The 23,330-nt window shown below is 59.7% G+C and carries 20 protein-coding genes; 8 read left to right on the plus strand and 12 right to left on the minus strand.

Features of this window, described 5'->3' with window-relative positions; all coding sequences use genetic code 11:
- Positions 1-29: 29 nt before the first annotated feature.
- Entirely contained in the window at positions 30-278 is a 249-nt protein-coding gene (locus BM035_RS06425; RefSeq protein ID WP_092030765.1) for a CDGSH iron-sulfur domain-containing protein, read from the plus strand.
- On the opposite strand, the gene BM035_RS06430 is transcribed toward BM035_RS06425, so the two are convergent.
- The 12 genes from BM035_RS06430 to pilG all read right to left on the minus strand — a co-directional run bounded on the left by BM035_RS06430 (position 260) and on the right by pilG (position 17,077).
- Positions 260-1,282 carry a PAS domain-containing protein gene (locus BM035_RS06430; RefSeq protein WP_008172765.1) on the minus strand — a complete coding sequence of 341 codons (1,023 nt, stop codon included), beginning with the start codon at positions 1,280-1,282 and terminating at the stop codon, positions 260-262. The genes BM035_RS06425 and BM035_RS06430 overlap by 19 nt on opposite strands.
- A gap of 91 nt (positions 1,283-1,373) precedes the next feature.
- Positions 1,374-2,186, minus strand: coding sequence for a metal ABC transporter permease (locus BM035_RS06435; RefSeq protein WP_092030767.1), 813 nt, complete (start codon positions 2,184-2,186; stop codon positions 1,374-1,376).
- Positions 2,173-2,940, minus strand: a complete 768-nt coding sequence (gene znuC, locus BM035_RS06440; RefSeq protein ID WP_092030769.1) for a zinc ABC transporter ATP-binding protein ZnuC — start codon at positions 2,938-2,940, stop codon at positions 2,173-2,175. The genes BM035_RS06435 and znuC overlap by 14 nt, the downstream gene beginning before the upstream one ends.
- Positions 2,933-3,424, minus strand: coding sequence for a Fur family transcriptional regulator (locus tag BM035_RS06445; RefSeq protein ID WP_014578678.1), 492 nt, complete (start codon positions 3,422-3,424; stop codon positions 2,933-2,935). Before BM035_RS06445 ends, znuC begins: the two co-directional genes overlap by 8 nt.
- Before the next feature lie 73 nt (positions 3,425-3,497).
- Positions 3,498-3,959 (minus strand): chemotaxis protein CheW, encoded by a 462-nt coding sequence (locus BM035_RS06450; protein WP_008172769.1) that lies wholly within the window; start codon positions 3,957-3,959, stop codon positions 3,498-3,500.
- 11 nt (positions 3,960-3,970) lie between these two features.
- A complete protein-coding gene (locus BM035_RS06455) occupies positions 3,971-5,023 on the minus strand; it encodes a chemotaxis protein CheB (protein WP_092030771.1) in 1,053 nt (350 codons plus the stop codon).
- Positions 5,023-12,618 (minus strand): Hpt domain-containing protein, encoded by a 7,596-nt coding sequence (locus BM035_RS06460; RefSeq protein WP_092030772.1) that lies wholly within the window; start codon positions 12,616-12,618, stop codon positions 5,023-5,025. The genes BM035_RS06455 and BM035_RS06460 overlap by 1 nt, the downstream gene beginning before the upstream one ends.
- 11 nt (positions 12,619-12,629) lie before the next feature.
- Positions 12,630-13,529, minus strand: a complete 900-nt coding sequence (locus BM035_RS06465; protein ID WP_069182281.1) for a CheR family methyltransferase — start codon at positions 13,527-13,529, stop codon at positions 12,630-12,632.
- Between the two features lie 27 nt (positions 13,530-13,556).
- The gene (locus tag BM035_RS06470) at positions 13,557-15,632 is read right to left on the minus strand and encodes a methyl-accepting chemotaxis protein (RefSeq protein WP_175497350.1); all 2,076 of its coding nucleotides are present in this window, start codon (positions 15,630-15,632) and stop codon (positions 13,557-13,559) included.
- A 91-nt stretch (positions 15,633-15,723) separates the two neighbouring features.
- Positions 15,724-16,269 carry a chemotaxis protein CheW gene (locus BM035_RS06475; RefSeq protein ID WP_008172777.1) on the minus strand — a complete coding sequence of 182 codons (546 nt, stop codon included), beginning with the start codon at positions 16,267-16,269 and terminating at the stop codon, positions 15,724-15,726.
- 20 nt (positions 16,270-16,289) lie between these two features.
- The gene (gene pilH / locus BM035_RS06480; protein WP_011787171.1) at positions 16,290-16,652 is read right to left on the minus strand and encodes a twitching motility response regulator PilH; all 363 of its coding nucleotides are present in this window, start codon (positions 16,650-16,652) and stop codon (positions 16,290-16,292) included.
- A gap of 32 nt (positions 16,653-16,684) precedes the next feature.
- Positions 16,685-17,077: a twitching motility response regulator PilG gene (pilG, locus tag BM035_RS06485; protein WP_008175635.1), complete on the minus strand. Its 393-nt coding sequence runs from the start codon at positions 17,075-17,077 to the stop codon at positions 16,685-16,687.
- 297 nt (positions 17,078-17,374) lie between these two features.
- Between pilG and gshB the strand changes: the two genes are divergently transcribed.
- The 7 genes from gshB to BM035_RS06520 are packed head-to-tail and all read left to right on the plus strand — an operon-like array spanning position 17,375 to position 23,080.
- Entirely contained in the window at positions 17,375-18,328 is a 954-nt protein-coding gene (gene gshB / locus BM035_RS06490; RefSeq protein ID WP_014578672.1) for a glutathione synthase, read from the plus strand.
- 48 nt (positions 18,329-18,376) lie between these two features.
- Entirely contained in the window at positions 18,377-19,243 is an 867-nt protein-coding gene (locus BM035_RS06495) for an energy transducer TonB (RefSeq protein WP_092030776.1), read from the plus strand.
- Entirely contained in the window at positions 19,240-19,806 is a 567-nt protein-coding gene (locus BM035_RS06500) for a YqgE/AlgH family protein (protein WP_039882120.1), read from the plus strand. Before BM035_RS06495 ends, BM035_RS06500 begins: the two co-directional genes overlap by 4 nt.
- Positions 19,799-20,221 carry a Holliday junction resolvase RuvX gene (gene ruvX / locus BM035_RS06505; RefSeq protein ID WP_008175643.1) on the plus strand — a complete coding sequence of 141 codons (423 nt, stop codon included), beginning with the start codon at positions 19,799-19,801 and terminating at the stop codon, positions 20,219-20,221. The genes BM035_RS06500 and ruvX overlap by 8 nt, the downstream gene beginning before the upstream one ends.
- Positions 20,222-20,228: 7 nt before the next feature.
- On the plus strand, positions 20,229-20,738 hold the full coding sequence (pyrR, locus tag BM035_RS06510) for a bifunctional pyr operon transcriptional regulator/uracil phosphoribosyltransferase PyrR (protein ID WP_092030778.1): 510 nt from the start codon (positions 20,229-20,231) through the stop codon (positions 20,736-20,738).
- Positions 20,739-20,765: 27 nt separating this feature from the next.
- Positions 20,766-21,779 carry an aspartate carbamoyltransferase catalytic subunit gene (locus BM035_RS06515; RefSeq protein WP_008175649.1) on the plus strand — a complete coding sequence of 338 codons (1,014 nt, stop codon included), beginning with the start codon at positions 20,766-20,768 and terminating at the stop codon, positions 21,777-21,779.
- Positions 21,776-23,080, plus strand: coding sequence for a dihydroorotase (locus BM035_RS06520; RefSeq protein ID WP_092030780.1), 1,305 nt, complete (start codon positions 21,776-21,778; stop codon positions 23,078-23,080). The genes BM035_RS06515 and BM035_RS06520 overlap by 4 nt, the downstream gene beginning before the upstream one ends.
- Positions 23,081-23,330 lie beyond the last annotated feature (250 nt).

A 23,330-nucleotide genomic window follows, 5' to 3' on the forward strand; every position in this document is an offset into this window, starting at 1 on the left:
CAGTAAAGTCACGAATCGGGGGATATGTTATGTCGGATGAAAAACCGGTGGTCGCCAGCAAGACACCGTTCTCTGTGATGGTTGAGGCGGGCAAGAACTACTTCTGGTGTGCCTGTGGCCGCAGTAGTAGCCAGCCATTCTGTGACGGTTCCCACAAGGGGACCGGGATAACCCCGATCAAATACGAGGCGGAGAAGAAAGAGTGGGTGTGGTTCTGCGGGTGCAAGCAAACCGGTAACGCCCCTCTCTGCGATGGCAGTCACAAAGCGCTCGAGTAGAGCGCCATTCGCTGCAGGGTACTCACCCTGAAGCCCGAGAGGCCGTGAACCGGGTCTTTCAGCGCCCGAACCCTGAGTACTACTGGAATCTCCGTCTCCTGGTCACGATGGACCAGGGAAAGATCAACGCGTTCAATGGAACTGTCACTGCGGGCGGCTGCGAGAGCTCGCCGGAAATTGTCCCGGGACGCCGGTGCAACAAGTTCCTCCAGGGGCTGGTTGACCAGGTCAGCGGGTGCCTGGTCCAGAAGTTCGGCGATTTGCGGTGAAACAAAACCGATCCTGCCTCTTTCGTCCAGTTCCCATATGACCGCACCGGACAGGGCCACCAGATCCCGGCTCCGTTGCTCACTATCGTTCAGTGCCCGCCGAAGTATCGATTTTTCGACCTGAAAGTTGGCGATCTGATGGTCAGCACCAATTTCTCTCTGTTCCAGACCACGAATGTGAAGTGTTTGCCGGTGTAGCCGTCGGTTCAGCACCAGGGTGAGGGCGGCCGCGAACACCGACAGGGCTGCACCGGCGATCCAGACGGTTCGTCGGGAGGCTTGGGCGACCGCTTCAAGTCCCTCTGGAGACGGCACGGTCGTGAGTATCCAGTTCTGATCCATTGGCGAAACTTCGGTACGCAGCGCCCGTGTCGGGTCCACCGAACCGTTGGTGCCCAGTTCCAACAGCGGCATCTTGGTATGTCGTTCGAGGGTGTCGATGCGCAGTCCGAGAGAATCCGGCAGGGTGTCACTGAACAAGGCCTGGAGCCAGGCCGACACGGGTTGGTTGTGGTCGCCCACCATCGACTGGTCCGGAACGTTGGCCAGCAGATGATTCACCAGGGCCTGATGCTGGGCGTGATATCGCGCTTCGGCAAGCGCCATGGCCCGACGCGCTTCAATGTTTGCAGTAATTCCGGTTACCAGCAGGCCGGCGGCGACCAGAAGCAGGGGAATCCAGATTCCTGGCCATAAGACCGGTCTGCGGAAACGGGCTGGAGTCGAGCTTTCCATGCCGGGCGTCCTTTGCGGCTGGGTCTGTACCCTCAGAACAGACCGACGTTACTCCTATACTCTAGTCCAGCTCATGAAGAGAGGGAAATGCTCAGGTCCGGACTTTGCCAGCTGCGCCGTAGACCAGCAGGAATACGGCAAAAGCCGTGACAACAACGGAAGGGCCGGCCGGTGTGTCCAGGTGCCAGGACAGACTCAGACCGCCGCTCACCGCGACAAACCCGAATCCGACGGCCATGGCTGCCATGATTTCCGGATTGTGGGCCAGGCGCCTGGCGGTTGCCGCAGGAATAATCAGCAGTGCGGTAATCAGCAGCACGCCCACGATTTTCATGGCTACCGCAATGACCAGTGAGAACATCAGCATCAGAACGAGGCGAAGCCGCTCTACGGCAACACCCTCCACCCGGGCGAGTTCTTCGTGAATCGTGCTCATCAGCAACCCCTGCCAGAGCACGGCAAGGAGGATAATGATCAGTGCCGCGCCGCCGTAGATCCACAGCAGGTCTTCACGGCTCATGGCCAGCAGATCCCCGAACAGAAGGCCGGTCAGATCGACACGGACATCCGGCATGAAGCTCAGGGTTACCAGCCCTATGGCCAGGGCGCTGTGGGCCAGTATGCCCAGTAGGGTATCGGTTGCCAGAGTCCGGGTCCGTGACAGGAGTACCAGTGCCATGGCCAGCACCACACAGGTGATGATCACACCGAGGTTCAGCGGTACGCTGATCAGGAAGCTCAGGGCGATGCCGAGCAAGGCCGAGTGCGCCAGGGTATCGCCAAAATAGGCCAGTCGTCGCCAGACCACGAAACAGCCCAATGGACCGGCTACCAGGGCCACGCCGAGTCCGCCGATCAGGGCGCGCCAGAAGAAATCGTCCAGAATCGCGTCAATGATGGGCATGGTCACACTCCGTGTGTCTGCCCTCGACAACATCCCCGTGCAGATCGTGGCTGTGGTTGTGGTGATGGTGATAGACCGCGAGGGACTCTGCCACGGGGCGACCGAATGTCTCGATGAAAGCCGGGTCGTGGGAGATGTCCTCGGGGTAACCGCTGCAGCAGACATGCTGGTTCAGGCAGATAACCTTGTCGGTTGCTGCCATGACCAGGTGCAGGTCGTGGGAGATCATGATAACACCGCAGTTCAGGTCATCCCTTAACTGGCGTATCAGATCATACAATGACGCCTGGCCATTGATGTCGACGCCCTGGGCGGGTTCATCAAGGACCAGAAGGTCCGGTTTGCGGGCCAGGGCCCGAGCCAGCAACAGCCTCTGCTTCTCTCCCCCGGAGAGGTGGTGTACAGAGGAATGCAGCAGGTGTCCGACGCCGGTTCGGGCAAGGGCAGACTCACATTCTGTGAGGGACCGGCCGCTGAGCAGCATGAACCGTTTGACGCTCAGGGGCAGTGTGGCCTCCAGCGTCAGATGCTGCGGGACGTACCCGATCACCAGGTTCTTTTTCAGGGACACCAGACCCTCAGACACTTTCTGGATGCCCAGTACGGCCTTGATCAGTGTCGTCTTTCCTGCCCCGTTTGGACCAATGATGGTGATGATGTCGCCACGGTGAATCTTCAGGTTGACCTGATCAACCACGGGGCGTTCGTCAAACCGGACAGTGAGGTTCTCCAGGGTGACCAGAGGATCAGTCATGGCCCGGCTCCGACTGGCATCGGGGGCAAAGGCCGGCAATTTCAAGCGTCGTGGTCTCGGCCCGGAAGCCTTCGCCGGATGCGGCTTTACGAACCTCTGTTGAAACCTCTGGAGCGGTCAGTTCGAGCACATTGCCGCAGGCGCGACAGATCAGAAACATGCCGGTGTGGCTTTCACCCGCGTGGGTACAGCCGATAAAGGCGTTGAGCGACGCGATGCGGTGCACCAGCCCATGCTGCTGAAGGAAATCCAGTGCGCGGTAAACGGTGGGCGGCGCAGCGTTATGACCATCGGACGACAGTTCCGCCAGCACGTCGTAGGCGCCCAGCGGCTTGTGGGACTGCCAGATCAGTTCCAGAACTCGTTCCCGGATGGGCGTCAGTCGGGCATTCTGCCGCTGGCAAATGGTCCGGGCGTCAGTCAGGGCCTGACTGACACAGGCATCGTGGTTGTGAGGCCGGTAGGGAATAGCACGGGCAGACATGGTCGCAATCCTGCAAAATTTGAAACATTATAACATTTGCAGGGCTGTCTGCCATGTCCGGCAGTGGCACGGGTCAGTGTCGGGACTTTACAACCAGGGATTCCAGAAATTCCAGATTCGGGATCCAGGCATGCTCACCTTCAACCTCGACCTGCATCAGATCCGCCGGCCCCGGTTCACCCTCCAGCTTCCTGACCTGGTCTTCCGCCAAACGGGCCTGGCTGGGAATGCCCTGGGTAACCAGTGCCATAAACGGGACTTCCTTGTGGTGATCGCCAATGGTGTTGAGGACCACGATGCGGCCCCGATTATCGCCCGGAACGGTGAGGGCGCCGCCGTTGGCCGCGTCGTATGAAATCACCGGAAGTTGCAGGCCCCGCCAGTCAAGGTAGCCAACCAGCCATTCCGGCGTGTTCGCGCCGGCATCAGCGCTGGCATAGTCGACCACTTCCGCAATCGAGACGTTGGGCAGCAACAGTTGCCGTCCGCTCATGGGAATCATGACGCAGGAGAGGGATTGGCTGTTGTCATTCATTGCGTGTTACCTCAGGCGGAGTCCCGTTTCTGCCGGCTCTTGAGCAGGCAGGATTCTTCGATGGTTTTTACCAGTTCCCGTGCCAGCTGCTCCGGGGTGCCACAGAAACCGCTGCAACCGGTGGCGGCGACGGATTCGGGCATAGAGCTGTTGCCGCAGCTTGTGCTCTCCTGGACCCAGATCCGGCTACCGTAGGCTTTCAGTAAAGGCGCTGCAATAGCGCCATCATTACCCATGCCGGAAAAAAGAATAGCATGGCAGCGCTGGCCGTAATGATCCGCGACGTTAAGCAGGACCTGATCAATGGAAGGGCCATAGGGCCCCGGCCAGGCATTGCTGGTTTCGGTGAGGGCTCCGTGCTCTTTCAGCTTCCATTCGTGCTCCACCGGCATCAGCACCACATCACCATTCTTGACCCGATAACCTTCCTCGGCTCGCTTGAGCTGGTAATGGGCGTGGCGACCCAGTACCCGCGTAAGAACCTCTGTGAAGTTACCATCTATGTGCTGGGCGTAGATGAAGCCCACGGGCAGATTCGGCGGCAGGTGGTCCAGAAACGTCTTAACCGCCGCCGGCCCTCCCAGTGAAGCGCCCAGAATCCAGACTTCCTCGGCCACCGAACCGGGTACGGCAGGCGTTATCCAGTGAGGAAGTCCCGGCGATGGTGCTGGTGCCGGCGTTTCCTGCTCCAGTTCTGTCAGAGTGGCTTCTGAGTCCAGCTCTTCCAGATGTCCCAGTTGCTGCTCAAGTTTGCCCAGTAAACGTCGTTCCCAGCGAAAATACTCGGTACTTCCCGGCTTGGGTGCTTCATCCAATCCGAACAGTACCGGTGCGTCGGTATTTTCAAGCAGGTGATCGAACAGTAACGGGTGATCTGCCTCGTCTTCGAGGGTAACCAGCCAGAGGCTGGCATCCGGGAACTCCGGGTAGCCCAGCAAACGCTCGGGATCCCCGGAAAAACGCACCTCCAGACCGAACTTTGATGTCGCGGCCTGCAGTCGGTGTCGCTGCAGAACCACATCCGAGACGATCCCGACCCTTGGCCGGCCAGTCTGGCCGGCCATCACTGACGTCCGGTCAGCCGCTCAATAGTCTCAAGCAACTCGGTTTCCTGGAACGGCTTGCCGAGATACTCGTTCACACCAATAGCCAGCGCGCGTTCTCGGTGTTTCTCGCCGGTCCGTGAGGTGATCATGCAGATCGGAATTTCCCGCAGGCTGTCGTCGTGGCGCACGAAGCTGGCAACCTCGAAACCATCCATCCTCGGCATTTCGATATCCAGCAGGATGATGTCCGGTTTGTGATCCTGCAATTGTGCGACCGCGTCCAGGCCGTCTTTGGCAGTGATGACTTCCATGCCGTTGCGCTCCAGCAGTCGTGAGGTAACCTTCCGTACGGTAACCGAGTCGTCCACCACCATGACCACGGTAGCCTGCTCCTCGTACCGTGCAGACTCCCGGGCTTTCTCGAGATTGGCCAGGCGCTGGCGCTCGGACAGGATGTCGGAACGGATCATCGCAGGCAGGTCGAGAATCACCACCACGTTCCCGTCACCCAGGATGGTGGCACCGGACACACCGCGCACCGAACTGAACTGCGGGCCAAGGGATTTAACAACGATCTCCCGGCTGCCCATCAGGTTGTCCACCTGCAGGGCCATGGGCTGCTCAGCGCCGCGCACCAGAATCACCGGCAGCGGCAGGGCCTGCCCCTGCAGCTTCGGATGGTGATCGCTGTTCAGCAGGCTGCCCAAATATTGGAGCCGGTATTCCTGGCCGGCGTATTCGTACATCGGCGCGTCCGGCTTGTAGTATTCCTCAAGCTCGTAGGTGCTGACCCGGACAATACCCTCGATGGTGTTCAGCGGGATCGCGTAGAAATCCTCGCCGGTGGACACCATCAGCGCCCGGTTGACGGAAACCGTGAACGGCAGGCGAACCGTAAAGGTGGTTCCGCGGCCAACGGCGGAATCGATGTCGAGGCTGCCGCCAAGCTGTTTGATCTCGCTGGCAACGACGTCCATGCCCACGCCGCGGCCGGAAATCTGGGTCACTTGTTGGGCGGTGGAGAAGCCGGGTTGCAGGATAAACTGCAGGATTTCCCGCTCGGACAGATCCTCGTCTTCCCGCAGCATGCCCTGACGGATCGCCTTGTCGCGAATGACCGAAGAGGGAATGCCGGCGCCATCGTCGATCATCCTCAGGACAACGTCGCCACCTTCGCGGGTCAGTGACAGTGTGACTTCGCCGGTCTCCGGCTTTCCGGCTTGCTTACGGTCCGCCGGGCTTTCAATGCCATGGTCCAGGGCGTTCCGGAGCATGTGCTCCAGGGGCGCGATCATGCGCTCCAGGATGTTCCGGTCCATTTCGCCTTCGGCGTTGCGGACATCGAAGTCGACTTTCTTGCCAAGTTCGCCGCTGATCTGGCGAACGATGCGCCGTAGACGGGGCACCATGGAGGCGAACGGAATCATCCGGGTCTTCATCAGACCCTCCTGGAGTTCCGTGTTGATCCGGGACTGCTGCACCAGCAGGGTTTCAGTGTCCCGTACCCGGTCAGACAGGGTTTCCCGCAGGTCTGCAAGGTCCGAGGAGGACTCGGTCAGAGCCCGGGACAGCTGCTGGATGGAGGAGTAGCGGTCCATCTCCAGCGGGTCGAAGTCGTCGCCGTAATCCGGTCCGTGTTCTTTCTCGGCACTGAACAGGATCTGGGCTTCGGTCTCGATTTCCATCCGGCGTAGCTGCTCACGCAGACGCTCGATGGTTGCGGCCATTTCGTCCAGGGTATGGCCAAAATCGCTGGTCTGCTGCTCAAGCCGGCCACGGGTAATACTGGTTTCACCCGCCAGATTGACCAGCTCATCCAAAAGCGGCGCGGACACCCGAATGGTCTCCTGGGCCGCCCGCTGTGCCTCGGCCGCCTGTTTGCGAACCTTGGCCGGCGATTTCCCGGGCTTGGGTGCCGGTGCTACCGGTTTTTCTGCCTGGGCGGGAGGCGTCGGCTCTTCAGGCTTTTTCGGTTCCGGCGCGGCCGGGGCTGGCGCAGGCTGTTCGGCCTTTGCCGAGGGCACACCCATGCCGGACTCATAACCCTTACGGATGTCGGCAACCAGGGCGATGATGGCGTCGTGATCTTCGGTAATGGCCTGCCACTGGGACTCATCCGGGGCATTGCCGCCAAGGTCGATCAGACGGGTCTCAAAGGCGTGGGCCCTGTCGCCAAGCTGGGTCAGCTGGGAGAGGCGGGCGCCGCCTTTCAGCGTATGCAATGCACGCTGGGCTTCCTGGTTGAAGGTGTGGTTTGCCGGCTCCTTGCGCCAGTCATCGAGCAGCTGCTCCAGCTGGTCCATGATTTCACCGGCTTCCTCCAGGAAGATTTCCAGTACTTCCGGATCGATCGCTTCCTGTTGGGACTCTTCTCGGGGAGCAGCGGTCTTTTCGGCGGCCACTTCGTGGGCCACCCGGAAGTCCTCAATCAGGTCCGCATCGGGCTCGGGCTTGCTGCCCTGTTCCAGGCTGTTGAGCATGGTCTTCAGGCTGCCCAATGCCCGGTCGCTGAGCTTCAGCAACGTCTTCTGGTTATTGGACCCGGAGATGAGGGGATCCAGAGCGTCGGACCAGGCTTCTGCCAGGTTGGCAATCGGATCGACGTCAGAAAGCCGTGCGCCACCCTTGAGGGTATGCAGTTCCTGCTGCAGCTGGGTCAGTCCGGTCAGTTCCTCCGGCTCGTCGCGCCACTGGTCCAGACACTCGCTAATGGCGTCGTAGATTTCCAGGCCTTCGTCCAGGAAGATGCCGATCAGGTCATCATCGCTGGCCTGTGTCAGAGTCTCGCTGAGGTCGGGGGCATCTGCTGACTCCTCGGGGGGCGCCTCGGCAATTTCGGCCCCTGCCGGCTGTTCCGGCTCTTGTACACGATCATCGGACGGCGCCGACTCGCCCCGAAGGATGGACTGGACGCGAGCGACCAGCTCCTCCGCCGGTGGGCAAGGCTTCTGCGTCGCCACCTGCTCAACCATTTGCGCCAGCCGGTCATGGCAGGCGAACAAGAGGTCGTTCATGGCGTCGCTGGCTTCCAGCTGCCCCTCCGCAACCTTTTCAAACAGGTCTTCGAGCACGTGGGTCAGGTCGCCAATGGCCTCAACGCCAGCCATCCGGGCGCCACCCTTGAGCGTGTGAACATCCCGTTGCAGTTCCGCGGCAATGCTCCGGTCCGACGGGTCTTCGGTCCAGGTGTGCAGGGCGCTGCCGGTAGAGTTGATCAGGTCGTAGGCTTCTTCCAGGAAAATGCCGACCAGCTCCGGATCCAGGTGCGAGAGATCGGCAACACCGTCTTCCACCTCGCCGGTTTCCGCGGTTTCTGAATCGGAATCGACGGGTTCCTCGACTTCCGGGAGCGGGGCCTGCTCTTCGTCGTTGAAATCCGGTTCTGCTTCTTCTTCAGGGCTCGCAACATTGGTGACCGGGCGTGTTCCGGTGGCGCTGTCGATGTACGCCTGGATTTCGCCAATCAGATCCGGCGCAGGGCGCGGTGGCTCCTTGGCTTCAAGGTTCTCGACCATGCCCGCAAGCCGATCGTGGCAGCGGAACAGCAGATCTGAGAGCTCATCATTGATCGATAGCCGCTGCTCGGTCAGTCCCTCAAACAGGTTTTCCAACTCGTGGGAAAGATCGCCTACGGCAGGAATGTCGGCCAGGCGTGCACCACCCTTAAGGGTATGCAGATCCCGCTGCAGCAACCGAAGGATATCCAGGTTTCCGGTATTTTCGCTCCAGCTCTGCAGCGCTTCGGCGGTGCTGTCGATGAGGTCGCGGGCCTCTTCCAGGAAGATCTCCGCAAGCTCTTCGTCCATGTCATCATCGGATTCGGACATTTCCGGCAGCGGCGGTTGTTCGGCCGCCGCTGGTTCTTCATTTGCCGGTACTTCGGTTTCATCCATCTCAAAGCTGAGATCGATTTCCTCGAGTTCACCGGTGAATTCCTGCTCGAAGGCGTCGGGTTCCTGGTTTTCTGTGCTCGGGGCCCGTTTCAGGTTTTCGAGCGCGGTAACCATGTCGTCGCTGGATTCCGTGGCAAGCCCGGCAGCCACCTGATCCATCATGTTGATCAGCTGTTCGTGAGCTGCCCGAACGGTCTCGAAAAAGGTTTCGTCCGGCGCTTCATCGTTTCTGGCGGCTTCGTCGTAGGTGTCTTTCAACGCGCTTGAGAGCGCGGCGACGTCGCTGAGCCCTGCTTCGGAGGCGCCGGAGGTCAACTGCTCCAGCTCGGAACGCAACGGGTTCAACGACTCCATCTCGCCGGGGTTGTCCGCCCAGTGGTCGAGAATCCGGTCAGCATCCAGAACAATGTCGAGGCCTTCGTTCAGGAACAGCTGAACCAGCCGTGACGGAGCCTGCTGCGGATGCTGGCGCGGAGCTTCCTCGCTGTGGCCGCGGAGTGTCTCTTCCGTCAGTTGGTCCAGCTTCTCGAGGAAGGCTTCGGTGCCAGGCAGCGAGGCCTGTGGATTTTCACGGATCTGGGCCAGGCCCTGGGTCAGGAAATCGCAGGCGGATTCGATCAGCGAGAGCACGTCGCGGTTGGCCCGCTTGTTCTGTGCCCGGGATTCCTTGACGAAGCGTTCCAGTGGTGTGATTACAGCAGCAATGGGTGCAATGCCGGCGGTATGGGCGCTGCCTTTGAGGGTATGCAGGGCCCGGGAAAGATCATCGGTATAGGTAACCGTGGTCTTGTCTCCGGCTGCTGACAGGAAATCCTTCAGCGTCTGCAGATGGGTCTCGGTTTCACTTTCAAAAATATCCAGCAATACCGGGTCGACCGCATCTTCTTCAGCCGTCTCGATCTCTGCGCCTGCAGTGGTGATCTCATCTTCCGCTACGGTTTCGGAGCCGTCCGATTCGGCCGCCGGCATGATGCTGGCATCAGGAATCTCACCGCTGGCCAGGGCGTTGGCGCGGGCTTCGAGGTTGGCGGTATCGAGGGAAGCCGCACGGCGCTTCTCGAAATCGTCGACCAGGGCCGGCAGGCTGGCAGTGACATCCTCCAGAAGACTGGCGATGTCATCGTTCATGAAGATGCTGCCGTCGATAACGCGGTTCAGCATGTTCTCCACGGACCAGGCCAATTCGCCAACAACCAGCGCGCCGACCATACGGCCACTGCCTTTCAGCGTGTGGAAGGCACGGCGAACTTCTGACAAAGCGCTGCGGTCATCGTGCTGGCGCAAAAGCATTGGCAGGTATTCGCGAATGGTGTCCAGCACCTCACCGGCTTCTTCGACGAATATTTCAAGTATTTCATCGTCAATCAGGTCATCGTCATCGGCGGACTCATCCGACACGGCCTCAACGGTGGCTTCTTCAACGATGGATTCCGGGGTTTCCTGCTCTTCTTCTCCCGAGCCGGCGACGGTGTCTTCGACCTCGGGAATGTCCTGCGCCGTCACGGCATCGTCGTCGGTGCGACGGGTGGTTGCCATGGCCTCGGCCCGGTTGATGAGCTCCTCCACGTCGCCTGCGGTCTGGCCGTCCTTGAATTCACGGATCAGTGATGGAATGCGGGCATTGACCTCGTCCACCAGGGTGAACATGTCTTCGGTGGGGCGAATGGTCTGATCGATCACCCGGTTCAGCAGGTTTTCCACAGACCATGCCAGCTCGCCGATACTGGTCGCGCCCACAAGTCGTCCGCTGCCCTTGAGCGTATGGAAAGCACGACGAACTTCGGTCAGAGCCTCACGGTCGTCGTGATTCTGGCGCAGACGGGGATAGAATTCATGAATGGTCTCGAGTACCTCTTCGGCTTCCTCAACGAAAATGCCAAGAATCTCGTCGTCCAGGAGCTCCGAATCCGAGCTTTTGGCTTCTTCCGGGGCGGTCGAAACGCTGACTTCATCCTGCTCGTAAGACGGTTCAGCGACGGTCTCTTCCTGGGCCGTGGTTTCAGTCCAGGTGGGCTCAGCCCCAACCGGGAAGCCGAGGGAAGCGAGACTGTCCTCGGCAACCCGCAGAATCGAATCGTTTTCACCAATCCCTTCAGCGAGGCGCTCCAGGTAATACTCAATGCTGGTAACCGCATCGGCCAGGATGTCGAGCTGCTTCCAGTCAGGAACCTGCTTGCCGTCCAGCAGCACATCGCTGATGTAGCGCTCTGCCGAGGCCAGCATGCTTGCAACCCGGTCCAGCGGGATCAGGCTGAGGCCGCCGCGAATGCTGTGCAGCAGGCCGGGGACATGCTCGATTTCCCGGGTATCCCATTGCGAGGCAATGAAATTGACGATGGCGGATTTCACCTGCTCCAGAGTGTTCCGCGATTCCCGCAACAACGCGCCGCTCGCCTCACCCAGTTCCCGGGAGCCAAGGTTAATCGGTGTATCGGAGGTTTCGTCAGCGGACGACTCTTGCTGACCTTCGCTGTCCAGACCGGCGAGACTGGCTTCGACGTAAAGCAGTGCGCCGGCGATATCCATCAGCGTGCCATCGTCAACCAGCTCGGCCTGGGCGCTGAGTTTCTCAACCAGTTCGACCTGCTCGGTGATCACTTTCCGCGGTATCCCCAGACCCAGCACGGCCAGGGTATTGGCCACCTGGCGCAAACCTGGGAGCAGGTCCTCAAGCTCACTGTTCTGGCGCAGCTCTGAGCGAACAAACAAGTCCAGCTGGTCCTTGAGCTTGGCCAGCTCTTCGTTGAGCGCACCCACCACCGAATGGATGGCGTCCCGGCCCGGACCAGATACCCGGGTTCGGGCGGCATCAACATCGTCTTCCGATGGCAGTGCCTGGTTCAGCTGGTAGGCCTCCCGCAGGGCGCTGACCTGAGGCAAATCCAGATCCCGGGCACGGGCAACGTAATAGAGCAGGTGTTTTAGCAGCGCTTCCGGTACCGGTTGCTGGAGGATGTCCGCATGCTCGTCGGTAAGCCGGCGGATTTCACTGTCCAGTTCCCTGAGCAGGGATTTCACTGCTGCGTTCACCGGATTGACGTGTGCCTGCAGTGTTTCCACGAACGCACTGGCCGCTTTCCAGAGCTCACCCCGGGGCGTTTTCTGGCACAAACGGATCAGCCGCTGGATCACCTTCTGCATGTACTCGAAATGGGCATCGAGATCCGCTTCCCGGATGACGCCGGCCAGCGCAAACTGGTACATCTGGCGCAGCTTGCGGATGTGGCCCAGAACGGTGGGGTCTTGCAGGCGCTGCGATACCTTGCCGGTCACTGTGATTCGTGAGGGCGCCAGATCCGGTTTGAACAATGAAGTATCAGACAGCAGGGATTCGCCACGGGCGGCCCGAAGGTCGTTAAGCAGTGGCAGCAGCACCATCGGAAAATCGTCCTGACTGCTGGCCAGATGCTCGAGGTATTGGGGCAGCTGCAGAATGGCCTGCATCAGGACCTCAACGGCTTCGTCGGTATTGGCAACGGTTTCGTTGAGCACGGCTTGCGTGAGCTTTTCCATTTCCTCGGTGAGCAGGGCTGCACCGTAGAGCTCGACCATTTGCAAGGTGCCGTGTACCTGATGGAGATAATTCAGGCAGAAGCGCAGGCGCGCGGTGTCGTCACGATTCTCGACATACGCTTCCAGTGCATGCTGACCCTGGGTCAGCGTGTCCTGTATCTCACCCCGAACCCAGTCGAGGGCGATGCTGTCATGGTGATTGCCCATAACCACTCCGGTTATTCTTCGTCAGTCTGGCGTTTGATCCACGCCAGCACATGTTCCGAGGGGACTCTCTGTAACCCGGGAGGCTGCCAATCGGTCAGCTCTCCCTGGCCCAGAACCAGCAACCCCCCGGGCGCCAGCCGCTCTGCAAGTCGCTTGACAATCTCCCGCCGGCGCCAGCGACGGAAATAAATCAGCAGATTCTGGCAGAAGATGATGTTCATCCCGTGCATGGGTGCTTTATCAAGATCCAGAACATTCAGTCTGGTAAAGCACACCCTGTCACGGATACTGTTCACAATTTCTACGGTATTCCGCTCGGCCGGGCGGAAATACCGGGCTTTCATGTCTTCATCCATTCCCAGCAGTTTGCGGGGATTGAACTGACCGTTCCGGGCTTTCTCGATCACCGGCTTGCTGATATCAGAGCCGGTGACACCGAACAGCGGCTGCAACGCCAGCTGGCTCATGCATTCATTCAGCACCATGGCCAGAGTGTACGGTTCCTCTCCGGTGCTACATCCGACACTCCAGGCCTCCAGGGGGCGCTTTTTCAGCTGCTCCCGAGGCCGGGTCAGGACGTAGTCGGAAACCAGCCGGAAGGCGTCGGGGTCGCGGAAAAACCGGGTTTCCTGAACCGTGAGCCGATCGACCAGTGTTGACCATTCCCGGATTGCATCGGGCCCGGATACGATTTTTTCGTAATAGGCCTGATAGCTGCTGCAGCCGATCTCCCGCATCCGGATGCCAAGGTTCGTTTCCAGAAACGAACGGCGTTCCGCGGACAGGGTTATGCCGGTTCGGTGTTCCAGCAGGGTTTGCCACTGGCTGAACTGCGCCTCGTCCATATCCGGGAGTCGGCGCAGTGACCAGATGCCCTCGGCAGGTGACAGGTTGTTATGCATTTGCGCCATAAACCGTCAACAGCCCTGGAACGGAAATCAGCCCACCACCGGAACGTCGCTGTCTTCCTCTTCTTCCTGTTCCGCCACGTCTTCTTCCGGCAGGGTGAAGCCGGCAACGGAAGACCGCAGCTCGGACGCCATTTCTGCCAGGTTACCGATGGACTTCGCGGTCGCATTGGTACCCGAGGAGGTCTGGGACGTGATTTCCTGGATAACGTTCATGGTGTTGGAAATGTGCGCGGCCGACGACGACTGCTGACGCGCGGCGTTGGAGATGTTCTGGATCAGTTCCGCCAGAGACATGGATACGTTCTCGATTTCCTCGAGTGCGATACCCGCGTCCTGGGCCAGACGGGCACCACGGACCACCTCGGCGGTGGTGTGTTCCATGGAGATAACCGCTTCGTTGGTATCCGACTGGATCGTCTTAACCAGCGCTTCAATCTGCTTGGTAGCCGCGGAGGAACGTTCCGCCAGTCGCTGAACTTCGTCCGCAACCACCGCGAAGCCCCGGCCCGCGTCACCGGCCATGGAGGCCTGGATCGCGGCGTTCAGGGACAGGATGTTGGTCTGGTCGGCGATGTCGTTGATCAGGGATACGATGTCACCGATTTCCTGGGAAGACTCACCCAGGCGCTTGATCCGCTTGGACGTTTCCTGGATCTGCTCACGGATGTTGTCCATGCCGCGGATGGTGTTCTGTACCACTTCCGCGCCTTTCTTCGCGATCGCAACCGACCGCTCCGCAACCGCAGAGGATTCGGCAGCGTTCGAGGATACCTGGTCGATGGACACAGCCATCTCGTTAACCGCGGCGGACGCGCCGGCAATTTCCTGGGCCTGGTGCTCGGAAGCATCAGCAAGGTGCATGGCCGTAGCCTGGGTTTCCTGGGCCGCTGAAGCTACCCGTACCGCAGTACCACGAATCGCCTGTACCAGTCCGCGCATCTGGTCGATCGCGTAGTTGATGGAGTCGGCGATGGCACCGGTGAAGTCCTCGGTAACCGTGGCCTCGGTGGTCAGGTCACCATCAGCGAGGTCGGCCAGTTCGTCCAGCAGTCGCAGGATTGCATTCTGGTTCTGCTCGTTCTGCTCCTGGGTGGCAGCCAGTCGGGCCTGGGCTTCGCGGTACAGGGCCAGACCGATGAAGACAACGATCGCAACCATGGCGGCCAGGATGGCGAAGGCCAGGGTCGGGCTGACCAGTCGTGAGCCGGACTGGGTCCGGAAGTTCTCAGCCAGTACCGAGAGTTCGGAAAGGAGGATCTCTGAATTCTGGAAGATGTCGCTGGCGGCAGTACGAACCTTGAAGAGGTCGGGAGAGGCCTCAAGGATCGCGTCTACGTTCTGGGAAACGAACTGGAACAGTTCATCGACCGCTTCGAGGCCGTAGATGGCGTCTTCGTCATTAACCTGAGAGATACCCATCGCCGGGTTGCCGTTCAGCTGGCCCTCGAGCACTCGACCGAACAGGCTTGCGTCACGACCGAAACGGTCCGCGGCAATAACCGCGTCTTCGTCACCGGAGAGTACGTTGTTAACCGAGCGAACAATCCGCTCCGCCAGGAGTGACTGACGCTGCGCCAGTGCGATCTGTTCGGCGGGTGCGTCGTTGTCGAGCAGGATTTGTACGATATCGTCGTACTCAACCTGCAGCTGCGGAATGGTTTCGTTCAGAGTCCGGGCAACCTCGTGGAGACCGAGCACCGCATCCTGGGTGGAGAGGATGCTGTCGGCGTTTTCCCGCACGGTGTTCCAGTTTTCCTGAACGCCACTCTGCTGGGCCAGTTCACTCGGCGGCAGACCGGTTTCCGGATTACCCTCGGTTACGTTGGTCCAGAGCTGCTGGAATTCGTCACGGGAGCGGCGCAGCTGGTTGAAGGCCTCGGCTGTACCGCCGGCAGCCTCGGTCGCGTTCTTCGCAATCTCCTGAGAGAGCACCCTCAGTTCGGCGGTGTTGGCGATGTATTCCTGATCGTTCTGGCTGTCTGTATTGATAATGAACAGCACCACAACGAGCAGGATAGTGAGTGCGATCAGCGCGGCGATCAGGCCGGCAACCAGCTTGTTGCCTCCCTGTCCCATACTGAGTCTTCCGGCTCTGTTCTTCATTTTCTGGCTCCCGGCCTCTTCAAGAAATTGGCAAGTTTGTTTTTTCGGGTTTCAGGCGGTCAGGGTGATGTTCCTGCCATTGTCACCACCCTTACCACTGTGCGACGTCAAGAAATCGTTCGTCCTCGAGCAGGTCGACGGCCGAAAACACTTTCCAGACTTCCTCGTTGCGTTCATAACCGCCTGAGACAAACGGTCGAACGTTTTCAGGCACGCCCTCGGGCGAATCCTTGAAACTGTCAGTTGCGAAATACTGCATGCCCAGCACACTATCGACTACCAGCCCGCTGAAAATGTCACCCTGCTCTACCACCAGCACGCGCCGTTCCCGCTGGCTACGGGAAGAGCGGGGAATATCGAAAAAGCCGGCAAGATCAACCAGGGGCAGGAGGCGGCCGCGAACATTGGCCGCGCCAAGCAAAAACGGGCGAACCCCCGGTATATGGGTAAACCGGGGGACGTGGAGGATTTCAGTGACTTCGCCCATGGGGGCAACGTACCGTTCGCCTGCGAGAACGAAGCCGATGCCGTTCCACAGTTCAACGGCTTGCTGTTGTTCCGGCAGGCCGGCAGCCAGCGACCGGCTGCGCGCGGCGATATCCGTCAGAACGGCAAAAGGGGCGGCCTGGGCGGACATGCTTACTCCACGGTTGGGGATCAGGCAATCAGACTGTTGATTGTTTTGATCAGGTCGTCTTCGTTAACCGGCTTGACCAGGTAACCCTTGGCGCCCTGTCGGGTGCCCCAAACGCGGTCAGTTTCCTGATCCTTGGTGGTTACGATGACGACCGGGATGGACGCGGTTTCCGGGGCGCGGGTCAGTTGGCGGGTTGCCTGAAAGCCGTTCAGGCCGGGCATAACTACATCCATCAGAACCAGATCCGGGGTCTCTGCACGAGCCTTGGCAACGCCGTCTGCGCCGTTGTCAGCTGTAAGCACCTCGTGCTTATGCTTTTCCAGGATCGTGGAGATTTTCTTAACCTCGGTAGGGGAGTCGTCAACAATAAGAATGCGGGCCATGGTTTCCTCGATGGTTCTTTGGGTCAGCAGGTTTACTGTTCCGCCTGTGGAACATACTGGCGGATGGTATTAAGCAGCTCATCCTTACTGAACGGTTTGGTCAGATACTGGTCCGAGCCGACGATGCGGCCCTTGGCCTTGTCGAACAGACCGTCCTTGCTGGAGAGCATGATAACCGGCGTCTTTTTGAAGGAGGAATTGTTCTTGATAAGTGCGCAGGTCTGGTAGCCGTCCAGGCGGGGCATCATGATATCGACAAAAATGATGTCCGGCTGTGAATCGGCAATCTTGGCAAGAGCGTCAAAGCCGTCAGTCGCGGTGATGACCTCACAGCCGACCTTTTTCAGAAGGGTTTCTGCGGTGCGACGTATGGTTTTACTGTCGTCGATCACCATGATCTTCAAGTTCTCGAAGTTGTCATCCATTGTCCAACTGCCTTGCGCTCAGCGACTGTCGTTATTTTAAAACGGGGGTTTTAACACAAACCTTAAGGTTCTTCTATAAACCCCGCTCATTTATAGATTATCAATGGCCGGATAAAAAGTATTAGTTTGTGACCAAATGTACTACTGCCCGCAACGTCACGTAACTGACTGAGGATTTCTCCGGATGCATTTGCAGTTCGGGTACAATACCATCTGATTTCAAAGCATAGCACTTAATGTCTGGTCCGCTCTGCAGACCGGTTCGTGTTTTTAACCCTCAGGAGTGCAGGAACGCCCATGACCGTCAGACTCGGGATCGTGATGGATCCGATTGAAGATATCCACTTCAAGAAAGACAGCTCACTGGCCATGTTGCTGGCTGCTCAGAAACGCGGTTGGGAAATCGAGTACATGGAGCTCCCCGACCTGTACCTGGACGGTGGCCGTGCCATGGCGCACACCCGTGACCTGACTGTGCACATGGATCCGGAAAACTGGTACGGCTTCGGGCCGTCCCAGGACCGGGCGCTGGGAGATCTGGATGTCATCCTCATGCGCAAGGACCCGCCGGTAGACCGGGAGTTCCTGATGGCCACCTATATACTGGAGGCGGCCGAGCAGCAGGGCGCTCTGGTGGTCAATCCGGCGTCCACGCTGCGTGACTGCAATGAGAAGCTGTTCGCCACGCAGTTTACTGACCTGACGCCGCCACTACTTGTCAGCCGTTCGGCGAGTCGCTTCCGTGAGTTCTACGCCGAACACGGCGATGTCATCATGAAGCCGGTGGACGGCATGGGCGGTCATTCGATCTTCCGTATCAGGGAAAACGATTTCAATCTCGGTGTCATCATCGAAACCCTTACCAACTATGGCACGCACCAGGCCATGGCCCAGAAATACATCCCCGAAATCAGCGATGGCGACAAGCGCATCCTGCTGATCGACGGTGAACCGGTACCCTATTCACTTGCGAGAATACCCTCCCATGGCGAGAATCGGGGCAATCTGGCCGCCGGCGGCCGGGGTGAGGGTCGTGAACTGACCGCGCGGGATCGCGAGATCTGCGAACGCGTTGCCCCGGTGATCAAAGAGAAGGGCCTCATTTTCGTGGGTCTGGATGTCATCGGTGACTACCTTACCGAAATCAATGTCACCAGCCCGACCTGTATCCGGGAACTCGATGCGGCCTTCGGGATCGATATTGGTGGCTTATTGATGGACGCGATTGCGAAGCGTCTGGGCCAGGCATAATCCGGTGATGGCGGCCGGGCAGGTATAACGACAGGATCCATATCAGGAATGGCAGTTCAGGTAAGCGACTTCGACCGGTTTTCCTTCACCCTGTTTATGGCGCTGGCGGTGCACGCCATCGTGGTGCTGGGAATCACCTTTGCGCCTGAACCGCCCCGCTCCTCTGCCCAGACCATGGAAATCACCCTGTCCCAGTTTGACGATGAGGTAGCTCCGGAGAAGGCGGATTTCCTGGCCCAGACCAGTCAGAAGGGCAGTGGTACCGAGGAAGAGGTTCGGGAAATGACCACCCCGCAACCGGCGGAGGTGAGCCAGCCGCAGGTGGCACAGGTTCAGCCCGAGCCTCCTGCGCAAACCGAGCCGCAGCCGCGCCAGGAAAAGCAGGTCGTTCAGACCGAAAGTTCTTCCAGTCAGAAGGTTCGCCAGCCTGAAGAGCGCACCACGCCGGAAGAGGAACCTCTGCCGGTTCGCGAGAAAAAGAGCCTGATGGAGCGCAGCCTGGAAATTGCCAGCCTTGAGGCCCGATTCGATGCCCAGCAGCAGGCCTATGCCCGCAAACCCAGGGTGATGCGGGTAACCGCCGCCTCTACGCTCAAGTCCACCAACGCCTGGTACGTTCAGAACTGGGTGAGCAAGGTAACGCGGGTGGGGAATATCAACTACCCGACCGAGGCGCGTAATGCCGGAATCTATGGCACACTGCGAATGTTGGTGTCACTCAAGAAAGACGGCACCATTAAAGAGGTGGCGATCCTGCAGTCCTCCGGTAGCACCGTCCTGGATGATGCTGCCATCCGTATAGTCAGGATGGCCTCACCTTTTGCACCATTTCCGGACGAAATGCGGAAAGAGGTGGATGAACTCGAAATCATACGTACCTGGTCCTTCCAGCGTCGGGGGCTGACATCCGGATGACAGCATCAAAACACTCTCCCCATAGCTTGCGCCACCAGTTCCTGGTGGCATCGCCCTATCTCGCTGATCCCCGTTTCCATGGCGGCGTGATCTACATTTGCGAGCATTCCGACGACGGTGCCCTGGGGTTAATGATCAATCAGCCGCTGGACATCCACCTTGGTGAAATCCTGGAACAACTGGACCTGCCAGGCGGCGAGCTGGATCTGCCGGTATTCAGCGGTGGTCCGGTGCAGCCGGAACGCGGCTTTGTGCTGCATCCCCCAGGCACCAGCTGGCAGAACACGGCGAAGGTCACCGATGATGTTCTGCTGACCACATCCCGCGATGTATTGGCAGGCATTGGTCGTGGCGAAGGTCCCGACGAGTACCTGGTGGCATTGGGCTATTCCGGCTGGAGCGAAGGGCAGCTGGAAGAGGAACTGGGCAGCAACGCCTGGCTCACCTGTCCGGCCAACACCGACATCCTGTTCCGTACTCCCTGGGAAGAGCGCTACAAGGCGGTGCTGCAGCTGATCGGCATTGATCTCAATCAGCTCAGCGAATCGGTCGGTCATGCCTGAACCGGCCAGCCGTCGCGTCATGGCGTTCGATTTTGGCACCCGCCGTATTGGCGTAGCGGTTGGTCAGGAGTTGCTTGGATCCGGCCAACCGGTGGCTCTGATTCCTGCCCGAGACGGTATCCCCGATTGGCAACAGATTGAGTCCCTGCTCGAGGAGTGGCGTCCGGACCTGGTCGTGGTCGGTTTGCCCCTCAACATGGACGACACCGAAAACGATATGTGTGCCCGGGCGCGCAAATTCGGCAAGCGCCTGCATGGGCGCTACCACGTGCCGGTCGAGATGGTGGACGAGCGGCTCACCAGCTTCGAGGCCAAGGGTGAAGTGATGGCCGCCGGAGGCAGTCGTGATTTTGGTCGCCACGGAGTGGATGACCGGGCCGCGGTGCTGATCCTGGAAACCTTTTTTCAACAGTGAGGACCGAATGACGGCATTGCTTGATATTGATCAGTTGCTTGACCAGATGGAAACCGGGCTGCGTCAGGCGCTCGAGCAACGGGGCGTGCAATCCCCGGTCCTGATCGGTATACGGACCGGAGGCGTCTGGCTGGCCGACGTGCTGAGCAAACGCCTTGGCATCGAAGAGCCGTTCGGCGAACTGGACATCTCCTTCTACCGCGATGATTTCAGCCGCATCGGCCTGAATCCCCGGGTGAAACCCTCGAGTCTGCCCTTCGATACCGAAGGCCGTGACATCATCCTGATTGACGATGTCATCATGAGCGGCCGGACGATCCGGGCGGCCATGAATGAGATCTTCGATTATGGCCGTCCAGCCAGTATCATACTGGCCACCCTGATTGACCTCGGTGCCCGGGAATTGCCCATCCAGCCGGATGTGGCTGGCAAGACAATGGCGTTGGAAGCCCATCAACGCGTCAAACTGCGTGGCCCCGACCCGCTCCGTATCGAGCTTCAGGAAGCCGGACAATAAACCTCCGAATCGGATAACAGGCGACCCATGACCGCGAACGACTCTTCCCCGCACCACTTGCAGCTGACCCGGGATGGTCAGTTGCGGCATTTCCTCACTCTCGACGGTCTGGATCGGGCGCTGCTGACCGACATCCTGGACACGGCGGACTCCTTTATCGAGGTCGGTGAGCGAACCATCAAGAAAGTGCCACTGCTTCGCGGGCGGACCGTGGTAAACCTGTTTTTCGAGTCCAGCACCCGAACCCGCAGTACCTTTGAGCTGGCGGCCAAGCGCCTCTCTGCGGATGTGCTCAACCTGGATATCAGCACCTCGGCCACCTCCAAAGGCGAATCCCTGTCTGACACGCTGCTCAACCTGGAAGCCATGGCCAGCGACATGTTCGTGGTCCGGCACTCCCAGAGTGGTGCGCCGCATTTTATTGCCGAGAGCGTGACGCCCGGCGTCGCCATCATCAACGCTGGTGATGGTCGCCACGCTCACCCGACGCAGGCCATGCTGGATATGCTGACGATTCGCCAGCACAAGGGGCGTTTCGAGGGCCTCAAAGTCGCTATCGTTGGCGACGTGCTGCACTCCCGAGTGGCCCGCTCCCAGATCCGGGCTCTCAACGAGCTGGGTGCGGAGGAAGTTCGCGTCATTGCCCCGGGAACCCTGCTTCCCAAAGACGTGGAAAGCCTCGGCTGCACGGTGGAATACGACATGACCCGCGGGATGAAGGATCTGGATGTGGTCATCATGCTGCGACTGCAGAAAGAGCGGATGGAAGGCGCATTGCTGCCCAGCGAGCGCGAGTTCTACCGGCTCTACGGCCTGAACCAGCAAAAACTGGCGTTGGCCCATCCGGAATGCATCGTTATGCACCCGGGGCCGATCAATCGGGGCGTTGAAATCGAATCGGCGGTTGCCGACGGACCACAGTCGGTCATTCTGAACCAGGTGACCAACGGCATCGCCATCCGGATGGCGGTCATGTCCATGGCCATGGGTGGCCAGGTTTCAGAACGGCAGCAGAAATTGAGTGAGAGGGGCCAGGCATGAGCAGTGTCAACACATCCGGAACCAGCCTGAAGATTACCGGAGGCCGACTGTTCGATGGTAAGGGCCCGGAGCAGCAGAATACCGCGCTGCTGATTCGGGATGGCCGTATTGCCGCAATGGGCGAAGCTGCCGCCCGGGCACAGGCCGACGAGACAATCAGCGCAGAGAACGCTGTCATAACGCCGGGGTTTGTCGATCTTTGCTGTAACCTCCGTGAGCCGGGCAATGGCCAGAAAGGCAATATTGCCTCGGAAACTCTCGCAGCGGCTCATGGCGGTTTCACGACGGTCTGCGCTTCGCCGGAAACTTCGCCGGTGAACGATTCCAGTGCCGTCACCCACCTGATCCGGGACGGCGCCGCCAGCCGGTCGCCGATCCGGGTGTTGCCCATTGGTGCCATCACCCGGGGTCTGGAGGGTGATTTGCTCAGCGACATGGCGGGCTTGGCCTCGGCGGGTTGTGTCGCTGTGGGTAATGGCTCCCGGGGCGTGCGCAACGCCCGCATCTTGCGCCGCTGCATGGCCTACGCCCAGACCTTTGGTTTGACGGTAATGTTCAGTCCCGAGAACCAGGCCCTGGCTGCCGACGGCTACGCCCATGACGGCCCGGTAACATCTCGCCTGGGCCTGCTCGGTATTCCGGAAGTGGCGGAAACCGCTGCGGTGATGGAAATGTTGTTGCTGGCGGAGGAGACCGGGGTACGGTTGCATCTGAGCCAGCTCTCCTGTGGTCGCAGTGTTGAAATGCTGGCTGAAGCCCGCCGCCGCGGCATTGCGGTAACCGCCGATGTGGCCATGCACCAGCTTGTGTTCACCGAGGAGGCCCTGGCCGGTTTCGACAGCCGCTTCCATGTTCGGCCTCCTCTGCGCGGCGAGGGCGATCGGAAGGCGTTGATAGCCGGTGTTCGGGACGGTGTGATTGATGCCATTGTCAGTCAGCATCAACCTCACGATACCGCCGCCAAGCAGGCCCCCATGGCAGCCACCGAGCCGGGACTGTCGAGCATTGAGAGTGTGCTGTCGCTGGGGCTGGAACTGGTGGAGATGAATGAGCTGGCATTGCCTGATCTGATTCGCGCGCTGACCAACGGTCCGGCTTCCGCGCTGGGCAGAACAGCCCGCCTTGCCGAGGGTGAAATCGCTGATGTCTGTGTGTTTGATCCTGATGCCTTCTGGACACCGAACTCGAAAACACTGGTTTCAGCCGGTCGCCATGCGCCGGTGACCGATCGCGAACTGCCGGGTGTCGTCCGGCTCACTCTCAGTGAGGGTCGAAAGGCCTGGCCAAAGCCGGCAATCTGAATCCGGCTCAGGCGACAAAGTGCGGCAGGGGTTGCGGAACCTCTGTCGACACCATCACAGAATCCCCCCTTTTTGCTGAAAAACCCTTGATGGCAGGCACCTGTGCCAACGTATTCTTGTAGCCGTCGCCCTATGGTCGACCAAGGAAAGCGTGGCCTGACCGGTTCATTTTCACAGACCGGCGCCCGACAATAATAATCAGGAGTCATCCCGTGAAATCAGCAAACCTCCCCCAGCGGGTAGCTTTGGC

The sequence above is a fragment of the Marinobacter sp. DSM 26671 genome, from assembly GCF_900112835.1.
Taxonomy (GTDB): Bacteria; Pseudomonadota; Gammaproteobacteria; order Pseudomonadales; family Oleiphilaceae; genus Marinobacter; species Marinobacter flavimaris.